Below are 16,000 nucleotides of genomic sequence, written 5' to 3' on the forward strand. Positions count from 1 at the left end.
AGGGGAAACTCGCAAGATGCAAGATGGTTTTCCAGGTGCGCGAGCCGCTTTACTCAACATCCATTGATCGCTGTAAACATTACCAACCCAAGATGGCCGATTTGCTCGATTTACTTAAGCAGTCGGATATTGCATTTTTCCACTGAATTCGGTTTCAAAGACGCTTCGAAACATGGACACTGTGCATCTGGCGGCGCTGAAACAGCCTCTCCGGAACAAGTCCAGATTTGAGCAGCCATGACCAATCCCGACGCGCTGTACTCGCAGCTAACCAGGCTATTCAATCAGCGCGAATGGGGCGCCGCACTGGATATGGCGGCGGAGCTACTGCCTCTGGCTCCTCGTCATCCCGGGGGTTATTACATCGCGGGGATCTCGAACCTTGAGCTACAGCGAATACCCCAGGCCATAGAATGCCTGCGCCGCGCATCGGCCTTGGAGCCTATGCGCGCCGAATACGCCGTTCAGTTTGCCAAGGCACTGACCGTCGCGAATCGGAACCGCGAGGCAAAGGTCGCTGCCGACCATGCATCGTCGCTGGATTCTATGGATCATCTGTCACTCGATACGCTTGGTGTCATTTATTCGCAGATCGGCAGCTACGAATCTGCGGCATCCACTTTCCGCAAGGTCGTTGCGCTTGCACCGAACCACGCTCCTTATCGATACAACCTCGCCACAGCCTTGGTCGCGGCCGGTGACATCGACGACGCCGAAGTAGAACTCGATGCTTGTCTTTCCCTGAATCCGAATTACTGGCGCGCGCATCTGACGCTTGCACAGCTAAGGCGCCAGACACCAGATGCAAATCACGTGGAGCGCTTGGTCTCGCTTCTGTCAGGCATTGGCCAGACCAACAGCGATACTTCCGCGCTTACCTGTCTGCACCTGGCGCTCTCGAAAGAGTACGAGGACCTGGCCTGCTATCCGGAGGCGCTGGACCACCTTGTGAGAGGAAAAACAGCTGCCGGTGCGGGGCGCGACTATTCCATTCATCGCGACGAAGCCATCTTTGCTGCAATTACCGATTCTGTCCAAGTGCCCGTCGTTGCCTCTGGCGGCCACGCGACCAGCGAGCCGATATTCATCATCGGCATGCCACGCAGCGGCACCACGCTGGTAGAGCGGATCATTTCCAGCCACCCATATGTGCAATCGGCGGGTGAGCTTCTCAACTTTGCCATGTCCTTCCGACATTTTTCAAATAGCCATTCTGCGACCCTTATCGATGCCGAGGTGATCCAGGCCGCCGCCGATATCGACTGGGCGAAACTGGGCGAGATGTATCTATCGAGCACGCGTCCAAGCACTGGGCAGAAACCGCAATTTATCGACAAGCTTCCGCATAATTTTCTATACGCCGGATTTATCGCCCAAGCGCTGCCCGACGCAAAGATCGTTTGCCTACGACGCAACCCGATGGATACCTGCCTCAGTAATTTCCGCCAGCTCTTTGCGCCCAAATCGCCCTTCTTCGATTATTCATTCGATCTATTGGACGTGGGCAGATACTACGTTCTCTTTGATCGATTGATGGCGCATTGGCAGCGCGTTTTACCCGGACGCATCATGGAAGTGCAATACGAAGAACTGGTTGACTCGCAGGAACTTCATTCAAGGCGGCTTATCGAGTTCTGCGGTTTACCGTGGGACGAGCGCTGTCTCCGGTTCGAGAAAAATCCGTCACCGATCGCCACCGCCAGCGCAGTGCAGGTGCGTGCACCTATTTACCGAAGCGCTTTGAATCGCTGGAAAAAATATGGCGCGCAACTGGATGCTTTGCAGGAGCTGCTGGAGAACGCCGGCGTTGCTACTGAAACGTCGTAACGACAGCACATTAGAGTTCTATTGCTAGAATTTTGGCTTGGATCGGATAAATGGACATTCCGTTAATGTTAATAAAAAAGAGCCCCGTAAAAACGGGGCTCTTTTTTACTTTCAAGCCTTCACCAAATCAGATTAATTGGAACCGAATTTGTAATTTGCCTCCAGGAACATAGCTCGGCCATAAACGTTGTAATCAAGCGTATTGTAGGGCTGCGCGGTTAGACCGGGATAGCTGTGATCTACTGGCGGCATTTTGTTGAATACATTGTTCACGAGCAGCGACAGATCCAGATTCTTCACTGGGGTGTAAGTAACGCTGGCATTCCAGAGAATCCAGGCGCCCAACTTGCCGGCGCCCTTTGCCGTATAGTTATCATTCAACTGAGCCAGATAATTCGGCGTACGCCCGTAGCGATTGACGTATACCGTGCTGCTCCAGTCGCCTTTCGACCAAGTAAGCGAAGCATTGACTTTGGTTTTGAAATCGGTGCTGAAGTTGGGGTGACGAAGCTCGTCCAATTTGGGATCGGTGATGAAATCCTGATAATCATGCTTCAACTCATTCGAGTAGGACATGTTGTAACTCAGGCGCCCGAAGTTCCCGAAGTCATATGCGTAGTTGAAGGCCGCCGTGATTGCATTGACCTGCTCGTTGGCCACATTCAGTTTTGGCGTCGAGATGTTAGTGATCTGACCCAGAAGCTGTGTAGGCACGCCATTAACGTCGACCGTTTTACCGGGACCGCGGGTTATGGCTGAAAATGCCTGCGCGCATGTACCGGAAGCCGGGTCAAGCGTTCCGATATCGCACAAGTACTCGGTATTGGAAAGCTGGCTAGCACTCAACTGTGCGACTTCATTATTAATGTCGAAGTGCAAATAGTCCACGCTGAGCGACATGCGCTCAATTGGAGCCCAGACAAAACCATAACTCCAGACTTTCGCCGTGATGGGCTTCAACGCCGGGTTGCCATAAGTCAGGCCGTTGAACTGCTCGTTGTCATATGGCGTGGTGCAGCTTGTTATGTTGGCGGGATTGAATCCCAGGCGACCGCAGTTGAGATAGTCGGGGACAGTGCTGAAATAACCGCTCTTGCCTTGGAACTCATCCGACAGCGTTGGCGCCTTGAAAGCTGTTCCGTACCGACCACGCAAAAGCAAAGTGTCAAAGGGACGATATTCGAGGCCAATATTGTAGGTTTTGTGGCTAAAGTCCTGGGGATTAACGTTGTACTTGTCGTAACGACCAGACACGTCCAGAGTCAACTGGCTGAACAGCGGCGCCCGGAACTCAGTAGTTGCCGCCACGCGTGAGCGATGACCAGCACCCGGTACTGCGCTGTTGCCCCAAACATACGGATCTTGGTTGCCATTGTCGTAAACATCGGAAATGGTTTCCAGCAAACGCGGATCGGGGGACGAATTCCAACCTTCGTTTCCACCCTCCACCACCACAGCGACACCGGCATCGCCACCCGGTAAAGTAAACAGCGAGGCGTTAGTCAACTGCCCGCGGACAAGGTTGTCCCATGTCTTGGCACGGTTGTCCGTGTAGCCAGTGAAACTTGCGTAATCCGCCTGCGATACCGGTTTATACAGATTTTCGTATGTTGGCTCAAATATTGGGTAGCCGTAGTAGGTGCCCATCTGCGCGCCCAGTACGTGATTTTTATAGTATGTCTCTAACGGCCCGGTGAATCGTTGAAAATCACGATTGATCAGATGGTCGTCCGAATGAGTAAAGCCCAAATCGTAGTCCCAGTTGGATTGTCCGAAAGTGCCCTTGCCACCCAGGGTAAGCATGTAGGAATTCTCCGTCTGAGAATTCATGGTATTCGCATAGCCGCCAACTTCTTCCGGCGAAAAAATATGCTGGACCGAAATCAAGTCCTTGCTTCTATCATCATAGAAATAGCCACCGGGCGCAGCGTAGAGGTTGCTCCAGAAAGAGGTGCCTGTGCCAGTGGTGGACTTTTCTTCTGAGTAGTTGTAGAGCAGGTCGCCATACAACTGCAGGTTATCACTCACGTCGAAAGTATTGTGCGTATAGAGATTCGCCGTTTTCGTACCGTTTTTGATCGTTCCGTTCGGGGGGCTAAACGTGCCGCAATAATCGCCCTTTCCGGCTCGATGTTGTTTTGCTAGCGTGCCGTCGAAAAGCCCCGCTGAGGTGCCGCAATTTGACGGATCCAAGAACAGGTAACCTGCGGGATCAGCGCCGCCTGCGTTAACAACAACGCTGTCACGCTGGGCTACTGCCGGGCTTGTACCCTGAGTGAAATAATGACTGGTTACCGAACGGTCTTGAGTCCACAGTGGCTGGGTACTCTCAAATTGGATGCCTATCAGGGAGTTGAATTTTCCAGCGCTGAAGCTGTCAGCAAAACTGACACGACGATCCGCAGCACCTCCGTCCTTGCTCCATCCGTAGCGCAAATCCAGCGTTGGTGCATCGACATGCTTCTTAAGAACGATATTGATGACGCCCGCTATGGCATCCGACCCATAAAGCGAAGATTGACCACCCGGCAATATATCGATGTGATCGACCAGATCGGCAGGGATGCCGCTAATGCTGTTGAATGTATCGCTGCCGTTGTACAAGCCCGGAAAATTGCCCATTGGGCGGCCATCAATCAGGTACTTGGTAAATCCGACGGGCAGACCGAACAAGCTCAGTGTTTCGGCACCGTTGGTGAACGAGTTCGTGTTTTGCTGTCCCTGCACGCTGCCTACCGCGAAAGAGGTTGCCTGCAGCGCCTCGGCCACCGTAGTGAAACCCTTGGCTTTGATGTCCTGCGCAGTAATCGTCGTGATGGGCTGAGCCGTTTCGATCTGACTCTGCGGGATTAGCGAGCCCGTAACGGTGACCTCGTCAAGCTTTTTGGCCTTTTTCGAGCTTGGTGCGCTGTCCGTATTTTGCTGCGATGTACCCGTTTGATCGGTCTCGGGCGTCGACTGCGCGTGCGTGGAGCTGTAAACAAGTGTAAGCGCGGTCACAATGGCGACAGCCATTTTTGACTTGATCATCTTTCAAACTCCCCTCAGAGTCATTAACTTGTTAAAAAATATCAACTTACCTTCATAGAGCTCGGCGTCTGCACAGATCTGCAGCCGCGTTAACTGCCATTTCTTACTTATCTAAGTTCATGACGTGTTAAGTAATATCATGGAGGCGGAAAAAATCGCAACAATTATTTACGCAATTCGTAAGACCATCTTAACGATATCGCGTCGCGGCACTTGGATGGCTAAGGGGGTTTTCTTACGCCTACGCGCGAAGAAATCGAAGTTCGGCGAGTTAACCGATCGTTAGGATCTTCAAGGGGTGAAGGCCAGGAGGCAAAGGTCGGCGAGACGTGTTGCAAGCGCGGCACCTGAGGGACGTCGACGCCGAACTGAGCAAGCGCATGCCTGCTACCTGGCGTTGGCACCACGGTTGGAAAGGTGTTCTATAGAGAAAAGACTTAGCTAAATGACCACGATAGCGAAGTGATTTTTTGATACCGATTTGTTTCGGACACCTTTAGAAATTTAGGAGGTGGGCTGCCAAACCATGTAGCCCATGGCTACCAGTGTTCGCGGCAACGCCAAGAGACATCAAAGTGGCGAACTGGCGGCATTGCAAAACTCACAAGTCACTGGCAGCAGGGTCAAGACGATTTAGAAGAAGCTTGGCCACGAAGAGAAACGGGCCCATGTAGGGCCCGTTATAGAGACACTTGATCTTCGCCTTGACTCAGTTCTGCGCACCACCAAATTTCCAGTCGACCTGTGCCATGACTTCACGTCCGTACACGTTGTAGTTCTGCGTGTTGTAGTACGGAAAGCTGGAGTACGTCGGATCGTTCGGCGGCATCTTATTGAACACGTTATTGACCAATAGCGACAGGTCCAATCCCTTGATCGGCGTGTAGGTCAGGCTCCAGTTCCATGTGATCCAGGGTGCAACTCGACCAGCCCCCGGGTAGCCGGCACCGTCCACCAACGCGGTGTAATTCGGCGTGGGGCTATAGCGATGGCCGTACAGCGTGCTGGACCAGCTGTCATTCAGCGACCAGCTAAGAGCGCCGCTGAAGATGGTCTTGAACTCTGAACTGTAGAGTGGGTTAGTTAGCTGGTTGATTGGCAGGCTGCCAGGATATATCTGGTAAGAGTGCTTCAGCATGTCGTTGTAATCGAACTGCAGACCGAACTGCCCGAACGATGTGCGGTCGAACTTGTACTTGGCCTCGGCTGTAAGCGAGTCGGTTACTTCGTTGGAAACGTTAACGTAGTACTGAGCGATATTGGTGACCTGACCCGTAAGGGGATCACGCGTGACCTGCGCCAGTGCGGCCGTACAAATAGGAGAGCCGGCCGGAAGCTGGCTAAGTAGGCACTGTGCGTCCTGTCTCATCAGCAGATCCGCGGATTGTGGCGCCACCTCGTTAACGATAGCGATATGCAGATAGTCGACACTCAAGCTCGCACGATCGACCGGAGCCCACACGAAACCTCCGGTCCAGCTTGTAGCTGTCGTGGGCTTGAGCTGCTTATTCGCGTAGAGCGTACCGTTCACTTGCTCTTCGTAATTTGCCTGACAGCCCTGGTTACCGCCCTGCGTTGCGCACAAGTAATAGTCGGTCACGTCCTGAAAGTTGCCGCTGGGCCCTAGGAATAGCGCAGCCATATCCGGCGCCAGGAACGAGGTTGCGTAGTTCCCGCGCAGCAACAAGGTTTCAAATGGTCGGTACTCCAGACCCGCCTTATAGGTGAATTTGCCATTGGTACCGCCGCTGACCTTGTAGTGGTCATAGCGCGCGGAAAGATCCAGCGTCAGCTCCTTGAACAACGGCAGATTCAATTCGGAGGCGGTACCGTAGTGGCTGCGCGTGCCGCCACCGCCAGTGCCAGTAAGACCCCAGATATCGCCATTGGCAATTAACGGATTAAGCGGCTCGTACCAGGCCTGCCCGCCCCCTTCGACCAGGAACGCGAAACCTGCGTTGCCGCCCGGCAGGGCGAACAGCGCATCGTTGCTGACCGTGGCCCGCGTATTGTTGACCCAGGTGTTGCTGGAGCCGCTGATATTTTGCGAAAAGCTGGCGTACTGCGCCGGTGTCAGCGGAGTGAAGAAGGCCGCGTAGTTCGGGTTGTATTTGTTCAGCCCGGTATTGGGATCGACTCCCTGCGAAGGCCCGAAAATGCTGTTGAAATAGCCATCCACGGCCGAGGCCAGACGCTCTGGCGTACTCGTAGTGGTGCGGTCACCGGAACGCAGAAAATACACATCCCAATCCCAGTTCGACTCGCCGAACTGCCCCTTGGCTCCCAGATCGGCCTGGTACATTAGATCGTCCTGCCGACCCAACTGGTTGTAGTAGTTGTTACCGACTTCCTCGGGCGCGAAAACACGTTCCGGATAGAGAATATCGGTGGTCTTTGCATCCTCGATGTAACCACCATATTGTTGATCTATTGGACCCCAGAAATTGAAATCGGAGCCCGGCGTCAATTTTTGGCCCTGCCAATCGACCAGAATATCGCTGTACAGACGAACCTTGTCGTTGATGTCGTACTTCAGTTTCAGCAGTCCGTCGTAACTGCGGCTCTGGTTTTGCAGCGTGGTGTAACCCAGCACGTCCTTGGAGCCACAGAAAGTCCCTGTGCGGGTGGCCACGCTAGACGCGGTCTGATAGGTGCTGCCATTGAACAATCCGCTCATGGCGCCGCAGCCATTCGGTGGGCTGACATAACCCAGCTCGTTGCCCGTGTAGGTACCGTTCTCGATCGAGCCGTAGTCTGCAATGAGGCCAACTGCCGAGGGATTTTTACTCGTCGCCGTGAACGAGCGCTGGTAGGCCCAGAGTGTCGACTGGTTGTTGAACTCCAGCGCACCGAGCACATTGAGGTTGCCAAAGTCGTGGCCAAACGCAAAGGCGATACGCTGCTCCGCGGCGCCGCCGCCGTCGTAGTTACCAGTACGAACCGTCACTTCGGCACCATCCATATGTTCCTTGGTGACGATATTGATGACGCCAGCGATGGCGGCAGAACCGTAGATCGAAGAACCGCCGCCGGGAATGATGTCGATGTGATCGATGATCGAAATGGGGATATTGGAAATATTGGTGAAGTTGCTGCTGCCGTTGTACAGCTGTCCAAACTGGCTGATAGGCTTGCCATCGATCAGGGTCAGCGTGTATTCGGGGTTCAAGCCATACAGGCTGACCGTCTGAGCGCCTTGAGTGAAGCCGCCGCTTTGTTGCGGACCTTGTACCGAACCTGTCGCTTGCACCGCGCTCTGCAGAACCTGCTGGACGCTGTTGAATCCGTGCGACTGGATATCTGCGGCGGTAATCGTGTAGGTCGGCGTTGCGGTCTGAATTTGTGCATTGTTGATCAGCGTTCCGCTGACCACCACCTCATCGAGGCGTTTGGCCTTCTTCTGTTCTGGCGTAGGTTGGGCCGATTGCCCCGTGTCCTGAGTCTGATCCTGCGTGGATTGACCGGAAGCCGGCTGGTTCGCATCCGATGGCGCTGTGTTCGACTGACTCGCAGGAGCCGTGGCCGAAGAGGTGGAATTCGCCTGCGCTACTGACACGAAACCTACGGCCAATCCGGCCATCACCGCAACAACTAGCTTGCGTTTAAGCATTCTTATTCCCCTAGAAAACCGAGCGTTGTCGAAATACGACCATCCTATTGCCGTGGTGGTCCAAAGCTTCCCAAGAGTCGCGTCGTGCGACTAGAAGGTAGTCTTTGTCTTTTCCCTGGCATAACTGTTTATCAGCGTTTTTTGTTTTTAACAAATCTGGAATGCCGCGACATAATGACTCATTTTATAGTCGTAATATTTAGACGTATAGACGGCCAAATCGTAATTTCATGATTTTCCTAAGTGCAAGTTATTTCTTGCTGTCTTCGTAGCCACAGAATCACAAAATATTGCTGTTTCTTGAATGGAATTACGATATTCCGAGCAAGACTTCAATTGCTTGCGCTTTGCTGTAGAACGTTGGCTGAGTGCAAATTTCGCCCTCCGCTAGACCAACGGCACTTCGATGGCAAAAGCATCGCTACCAACGCTTCTGTGTGTGATGGGCACAGAGAGAGTTTGATCGCTGAGAGTGAGAGATCCTGATCGTTGAGCTTCTAAAAATGCGTCAGGAAATCAATGGGTGCCGAATTAAATCAACTTAAAAAACCAATCGCTTCGGCCACTTAGATCCATCGATTTAGATCAACCGCCGCGCCTCAAGCTCGCATTTCAAATACGCGTAATAAATCGGCGCAGCGATGACGCCGGCCAGGCCGAAGGCGGCCTCCATCACGAGCATGGCGATCAGCAGCTCCCAGGCGCGCGCATGAATCTGCGTACCGACGATGCGGGCGTTGAGGAAGTACTCCAGCTTGTGGATGACGATCAGAAAAACCAGCGCCGCGATACCGACGCCTAGCGAAACGGAAAGAGCAGCGATGGTGACGGCCGTGTTGGATAAGAGATTGCCGATGACCGGCAGCAGGCCGACCACGAAGGTCAGCACCACCAGCGTCTTGGCCAGCGGCACGTGGATGCCGAGAATAGGTAGAACGCCGAGCAAAAATATCGCAGTGCAAATCGTGTTGATCAGCGAAATCTTGACCTGCGCGAAGACGATGTTGTGAAACGCCTCGGCCAGCCGCTGGCAGCGCAGGCTCAGGGCTGCGGCCAGCGGCCCGACCTGGTGCGCGGGCCGGGTTCGGCTCAGCGCTACGATCGCCCCGAGCACCAGGCCGATGAGAATATGCGCGAAGGCTCGCGCCGCGCCCTTACCGGCAATCTGCAGCGTCTCGGCGTGCTTGCGCGCCAAGTCGACGGCACCGACGCGCAGGTCGTCCACGCTGTCGGGCAGATGACTGGTTATAACCGTGGGCAGCTGCTGGCGCGCTTTTTCCACCAGCGGCATCAGCTGCTGCTGCCACAGCAATTCGGGATTGCCGATCTCGGTGCGAAACAGGCTGATGGCGCCCAGAATCAGCAGGATCAGTAGCCCCACCACGATCACCCCCAGCGCGGCAACCACGATGACCCGCGCGCGCGCGCCTGAGATCCGCCTGCCGAACAGCGGCGACATCGAGTTGACCAGTTCGTAGACGAGCAGCCCGGCCAACAAGGCCGACAGCATATGCAGTCCGAGAATCACGCCCAGCGCGACAGCGGCGAGAACGTAGCTGGTGGTGACGATCGCGGGCGACGGCTCGCGCAGATCGGACGACAGAGAGTTCATGTCATGGCACCGGAAGATAATGCGGAGCCTGCAGTCTGTCAGTACGCGGACGACCCTGCCAGCCTGGATCGTCGGCTGTCGTAAACTGGCACGCTCGCCGACGGATTGTTCAAGGATTCTCATGGCCCTGCGCCTCTCTAACGTTGCACTGGCCATGGCCCTGCTGACCGGCTGCGCTGGCGCGCCGAAGCAAGCGGAGCATTCTTCCCTCGCGACCCCAGCACCGGCGGTATCGACCGCGACAGTTCCCGCGGATGACAATCTCAACGCCGTCGCGTGGAGCCAGACCGCGGTCGAGCACGACCTTATCTATCTGCAAACCTATCGCGACGCCGAAGCGCGCCTGCTGCCGGCCGTGCACGACGCCGAATGGGATGCGCTGAGCAAGACCGATCGGGTTGGCGCTTTCGAGCATCTGCCGCCCGCGGTGATCCTGGATATCGACGAAACCGTGCTGGACAATTCGCCGTATCAGGCGCGCGTAATCAAGAGCGGCGGCGAGTTCAATGAGGCCGATTGGGCCGCATGGTGTCGGGAGGCCAGGGCAAGGGCGCTGCCCGGTGCGGTCGAGTTCACCCGGTTCGCGGCCAGCCACGGCGTGGCGGTGATCTACATCTCCAATCGAGCGAAGGATCTGGATGAGGTCACCCTGCGCAATCTGCGCCAGGCAGGTTTCCCGGTCAGCGGACCGGATGCGTTTCTGGGACTCGGCACGGTGGTCGATGGATGCGAGCAGGCCGGCAGCGAAAAAGGCTGCCGTCGGCAGTTGGTCAGCCGCCGCTATCGCGTACTGATGCAGTTCGGCGATCAGCTGGGCGATTTTCTGGATGTCTCTACCAATACGGTCGCCGCGCGTCGCCAGACGGTAGCTCGTTATCTGCCGTGGATCGGCACGCGCTGGTTCGTGCTGCCCAACCCTACTTACGGTTCATGGGAGCCGGCGCTGTTCAACAACGACTACGGCAGCCCGCGCGATCAGCGGCGGCAGCAAAAGCTGGATGCACTGCGCTATCAATAAGCTCTATTTAAAAGTCAATTTATTCAATAACTTATTTAACTAAAGAAAAGCGTTGCCTTAAGTTCAATCGGCGGCTAATATCTCTCCGCCGACACCTGCTGACCAACGCGCTTTGCAGGCAAGGCCATTTCCTTCCGGCTCTGCCGGATTTCCCTGCGAGACTTCGGTCCGCGGGGTTTTCTTTTTGTGATGCCGCAAAATCCTTCGTGCCGCCCTTGCTCAGCACCATGCCGGCCTCTACCCTGACCGGTCCGGCGCCGCCCTTCGGCCCAGCTCCCTGCGAGAAACGTCACCATGCGAGTACCGACCCTTCGCTACGCCTTGCTGCCGCTGTTTTCGGCGCTGGCTCTGACGGCCTGCCACAGCAAGGACGATCCGTCGCAGCCTGGCGGCAGCACGCCGGAATCGGCGGTGCAAAGTTCGGTCGAGCTGATCAAGAGCGGCGATTTCAACGGCCTGTGGAAGCACGCGCTACCGCCGGCCGACTACGCAACCTTGCGCACCGACTGGGCCACTCAGCAGAAGATGCAGCCGCCGGTTACCGATCAGGACCGCGCCCGCTTCAACGACACCATGCAGCAGCTCACCGGGCCGGACGCCGAAAACAAGCTGTATGCCGAGCTGCAGCCGAAGCTGGCCATGATGGAATCGAAATACAAGGATCAGATTCCGGTACTGATCAGCGTCGGCGAGGCGATGATGAAAAACGCCGTGGCGCAGAGTAAAAGCGTCACCGCCGAGCAGAAGACCCAGGTCAACGCCGCACTTGATGTGCTCGGGCCGTGGGCGCAGCAGGCGCCGTGGTTCGACGCGGCGAAGGCGAAGCAGACGGTGAGTATTGCGGTGGACACCGCGCGCAAGCTGGATCTGAAAAGCGCCGATCAACTGCGCGCGATGAATTTCGATACCACGATGACCAAGTACGCGATCGGCTACGCCGGCTTGAAACAGCTGCTGGTGAACTATGGCCTGTCGGTGGACGACACACTGGATTCGATCAAGGTAACCGAGCTTGAAAACAGCAACGGCCACGCGCGGGTCAAGATTGACTACACCCTGCTGGGCAAGCCGCTGTCGAGCGAATCCAAGCTGGTGCAGGTGGACAACCGCTGGTACAGCGAGGACATGGTTGACAACGTCCGGCAAGCTCACCAGCGTTTAAGCCAACCCGCGAGCGCCGCATCGGCTCCGGCGGTAGCGGCTACCAGTGCACCATTCAGCCCGGTGGCCAGCGGCACAAGCGCCCTTGCGCCCGCCTCGGCAGGTGCCGGCAGCGCGCCAACAAAAGACTAATCAGCGCAGCCGTTAGAATAGTCGGATGCAAACTATGTCCAGCGCGGATCATCCCGCTCGCCAACGCGCCCCGTGGTGGTTCCACCTGGCCGGTCAGCTGCTGCAGCCGTGGGTGCGCATCCGGCGTGACCCGGCCGAGCCTGCCGCTCTGCTGCAGGCTGGCGCGCCGGTCTGCTACGTGATCGAACGCGACAGCCTGTCCGACGCACTGATTCTTCAGCGCGCCTGCCTGGAGGCCGGCCTGCCCAACCCGATGCAGTCGCTCGCCGGCACCCGGCGCAAGCGTTCGGTGTTCGCGCTCACGCGCCGCGAGGGCTGGATCTTCGGGCGTCATCAAAAGGGCAGCCCCAACGAACCGCTGGCGCAGCTGGTGCGCTCGCTGGAGGGCGTGCCCGACCGCGATATCCAGATTGTTCCGGTGTCGATCTACGTCGGCCGCGCACCGACGCGCGACTCCGGCTGGTTCCGCGTGCTGTTCTCGGAAAACTGGGTCATGGTCGGGCGCTTTCACCGGCTGCTGGCGTTGCTGCTCAATGGCCGCGACACGGTGGTGACCTTTTCGGCGCCGATCTCGCTGCGCAGCGTCATGGACGAAGCCGGCCAGATCGCGCCGGAGCGCCTCACCCGCAAGATCGCCCGCGTATTGCGCACGCATTTCCATCGCATCCGTGCCACGGTGATCGGCCCCGATCTGTCGCATCGCCGCACGGTGGTCGACTCGGTGCTCAATGCCGAACCCGTGCGCGCGGCAATTGCCGCCACGGCGGCCAAGGAAAAGATCACGCACGCCAAGGCCTGGCAGAAAGCGCAGAAGATGGTGATGGAAATCGCCGCCGACTACGCGCATCCGGTCGTGCGATCGGCGTCATTCTTGCTGTCCAACTTCTGGAACAAGCTGTACGACGGCATCTCGATGCATCACTTCGACAAGGCGCGCGCCGCAGCGCCCGGCTTCGAGGTGATCTACGTGCCCAGCCACCGCAGCCACGCCGACTATCTGCTGATGTCCTACCAGCTGCACGTGTCGGGCGTGGTAGTGCCGCACATCGCCGCCGGCGTGAATCTGGACCTGCCGATCGTCGGACTGATCCTGCGCCGCGGCGGCGCGTTCTTCATGCGCCGCAGCTTTACCGGCAACCCGCTGTACTCGGTAGTGTTCAAGGAATACATGGCTCAGCTGATCGACCGCGGCGTGCCGATCGAATACTTCATCGAAGGCGGCCGCTCGCGCACCGGCCGCCTGCTGACGCCGCACGCCGGCCTGCTCTCGATGACGGTGCGCGCGTTCCTGCGCGCGCCGCGCCGGCCGGTGCTGTTTCAGCCGGTCTACATCGGCTACGAAAAGCTGATGGAGGGCAAGTCGTACGCTGGCGAACTCAGCGGCAAGAAAAAGGAAAAGGAATCGCTGATCGGCCTGATCCGCGGACTCAAGGTATTGCGCCAGCGCTATGGCCACGTGGCCTTGAACTTCGGCGAGCCGATCGAACTGAACCCGATGCTCGATGCCGCCAGCCCCGACTGGCGCGAAACCACGCTGGACCCGGATGCCAAACCGGACTGGCTGCGCAAGGTGGTCGACGGGCTGGCCGAAAAAATCCAGGTCAACGTCAATCGCGCGGCGGACATCAATCCGATCAATCTGCTGGCGCTCGCCCTGCTGGCCACGCCCAAGCACGCGATGGCCGAAAGCGACCTGCTGGAGCAGCTGGCGCTGAGCAAGTCGCTGATGGAAGAGCTGCCGTATTCCGATCGCATCACGATGACGCCGATGAACCCGGCTGGCATGATCGCCTACGGCGAGCAGATGGGCTGGATCGCCCGCGTGAAGCATCCGCTGGGCGACGTGCTGACGGTCAGCGCCGAGCAGGCGCCGATGCTCAGCTACTTCCGCAACAACGTGCTGCACCTCAACGCGGCGGCCGCCTGGGTCGCCTGCTGCTTCCTCAACAACCGCCGCATGTCGCGCGCGTCGGTGCTGCGGCTGGGCCGCATCATTTATCCGTTCATCCAGGGCGAGCTGTTCTTGCCGTGGGACGACGACGGCTTTGGCGCGCAGCTGCAGGACACCATCGATTTCTTCGTGCGCCGTGGCCTGCTCGAATCCAGCGGCGACGGTCGCGTGCTCGAGCGCAGCGCCGGTCAGGACGACGGCGCGTTCCAGCTGAAGGTGATCGCACGCAGCCTGATCCAGGCCTTCGAGCGTTACTACATCACCATCGCGGCGCTGACCAAGAACGGCCCGCACACGCTGACCAGCGCCGAGCTGGAAAGCGCATGCACACTGACCGCACAGCGGCTGAGCCTGCTGCAGGAACTGTCCTCACCGGAGTTCTTCGACAAGGCGCTGTTCCGCGGCTTCATCCAGAAGCTGCGCGAACGCCGCGTGGTGTGGACCGACGACGCCGGCAAGCTCGATTACGATGTCGCGCTCGAAGGCATGGTGCGCGACGCGCGCGTGATCCTGTCGCGCGAAGTGCGCCACTCGATTCTCAAGATTACCCCTGGCAACAACGAGAAGGACGCCGCCGCCGGCAGCAGGCTCGATGACGAGGAAGAAGCCACAGCGCCGGTCTCGCCCGCGCTGCTCGCCGACCCCGTCGATGCCGGAGCCCGGCCGACCGCCGAACCCGTACTCACCGACGCTTCCAGCGCCGACCTGCACGATCGCCATGTCGCCACCGAACATCACAAGCACGAACATCACCACGACCAAACTTCTTCGTAGGTTGGGTTGAGACAAAGGCGAAACCCAACATGCAGCCACGACGGCTTTCACGAGCCGCCACCCGACGCGACCTTCAACACAGGCCCCGTCACGCCCCATTCCTGTAGCATTGCCGGCATGAACGAGCAGCCCAAACCCAGCACCGATTCCACCACTCATTTCGGCTTCCGCGACGTACCCGTCGGCGAAAAGCAAAAACTGGTCGGCGAGGTATTCACCTCGGTCGCGCGCAGTTACGATCTGATGAACGACCTGATGTCGTTCGGCATCCATCGGTTGTGGAAACGCCATTTCGTCGCCGTCAGCGGCGTGCGCCGCGGTGATCGCGTGCTGGATCTGGCCGGCGGCACCGGCGATATCGCCGCGCTGCTGAAGCCGGTGATCGGCGAGACCGGTGAAGTGGTGGTCGGCGATATCAACGCCGCCATGCTCGGCGTCGGCCGCGACCGTTTGACCGATCGCGGCCTGGTCAGCGGCCTGCGCTGGACCCAGCTCAACGCCGAGGCGCTGCCGTTTCCCGACAACTCGTTCGACGCGGTGACTATGGCCTTCGGCCTGCGCAACGTGACCGACAAGGACAAGGCGCTGGCTGACATCTTGCGCGTGCTCAAGCCCGGCGGTCGGCTGCTGGTGCTGGAATTCTCCAAGGTGCAGAGCGAGCTGTTCGGCAAACTCTACGACTTCCACTCGTTCAAGGTGCTGCCCAAGCTCGGCCAGCTGTTTGCCGGCGACGCCCACAGCTACCAATATCTGGCCGAGTCGATTCGCAAGCACCCCGATCAGCAGACCCTGAAGGGCATGATGGAACGCGCCGGCTACGGCCGCGTGGAAGTGCGCAACCTCAGCGGCGGCATCGTAGCCATCCATCGGGCGTACAAGCTCTGA

General features: G+C 57.8%; 8 protein-coding genes. 5 read left to right on the forward strand and 3 right to left on the reverse strand.

Annotated features, from left to right (window positions below; translation table 11 throughout):
• The first annotated feature begins 237 nt into the window (after positions 1–237).
• Entirely contained in the window at positions 238–1,827 is a 1,590-nt protein-coding gene (locus tag HDE78_RS08505; RefSeq protein WP_179478205.1) for a sulfotransferase, read from the forward strand.
• A 132-nt stretch (positions 1,828–1,959) separates the two neighbouring features.
• Here the strand turns inward: HDE78_RS08505 and HDE78_RS08510 are convergent, their stop codons facing one another.
• The 3 genes from HDE78_RS08510 to HDE78_RS08520 form a co-directional block, all read right to left on the reverse strand.
• Entirely contained in the window at positions 1,960–4,857 is a 2,898-nt protein-coding gene (locus tag HDE78_RS08510) for a TonB-dependent receptor (RefSeq protein ID WP_179478207.1), read from the reverse strand.
• Between the two features lie 709 nt (positions 4,858–5,566).
• Complete coding sequence (locus tag HDE78_RS08515) at positions 5,567–8,467, reverse strand: TonB-dependent receptor (protein ID WP_179478209.1); 2,901 nt, start codon at positions 8,465–8,467, stop codon at positions 5,567–5,569.
• Between the two features lie 580 nt (positions 8,468–9,047).
• Positions 9,048–10,079: a hypothetical protein gene (locus HDE78_RS08520; RefSeq protein ID WP_179478211.1), complete on the reverse strand. Its 1,032-nt coding sequence runs from the start codon at positions 10,077–10,079 to the stop codon at positions 9,048–9,050.
• Between the two features lie 121 nt (positions 10,080–10,200).
• Here HDE78_RS08520 and HDE78_RS08525 point away from each other — a divergent pair, with 121 nt between their 5' ends.
• From HDE78_RS08525 to ubiE, 4 genes are all read left to right on the forward strand, one after another.
• Positions 10,201–11,097 carry an HAD family acid phosphatase gene (locus HDE78_RS08525; RefSeq protein ID WP_179478213.1) on the forward strand — a complete coding sequence of 299 codons (897 nt, stop codon included), beginning with the start codon at positions 10,201–10,203 and terminating at the stop codon, positions 11,095–11,097.
• A gap of 294 nt (positions 11,098–11,391) precedes the next feature.
• Positions 11,392–12,390 carry a hypothetical protein gene (locus HDE78_RS08530; RefSeq protein WP_179478215.1) on the forward strand — a complete coding sequence of 333 codons (999 nt, stop codon included), beginning with the start codon at positions 11,392–11,394 and terminating at the stop codon, positions 12,388–12,390.
• 25 nt (positions 12,391–12,415) lie between these two features.
• On the forward strand, positions 12,416–15,115 hold the full coding sequence (gene plsB / locus HDE78_RS08535) for a glycerol-3-phosphate 1-O-acyltransferase PlsB (RefSeq protein ID WP_179478224.1): 2,700 nt from the start codon (positions 12,416–12,418) through the stop codon (positions 15,113–15,115).
• Between the two features lie 117 nt (positions 15,116–15,232).
• Positions 15,233–16,000 (forward strand): bifunctional demethylmenaquinone methyltransferase/2-methoxy-6-polyprenyl-1,4-benzoquinol methylase UbiE, encoded by a 768-nt coding sequence (ubiE, locus tag HDE78_RS08540; protein ID WP_179478226.1) that lies wholly within the window; start codon positions 15,233–15,235, stop codon positions 15,998–16,000.

The sequence above is a fragment of the Rhodanobacter sp. K2T2 genome (assembly GCF_013408815.1).
In the GTDB taxonomy this organism is placed as follows: domain Bacteria; phylum Pseudomonadota; class Gammaproteobacteria; order Xanthomonadales; family Rhodanobacteraceae; genus Rhodanobacter.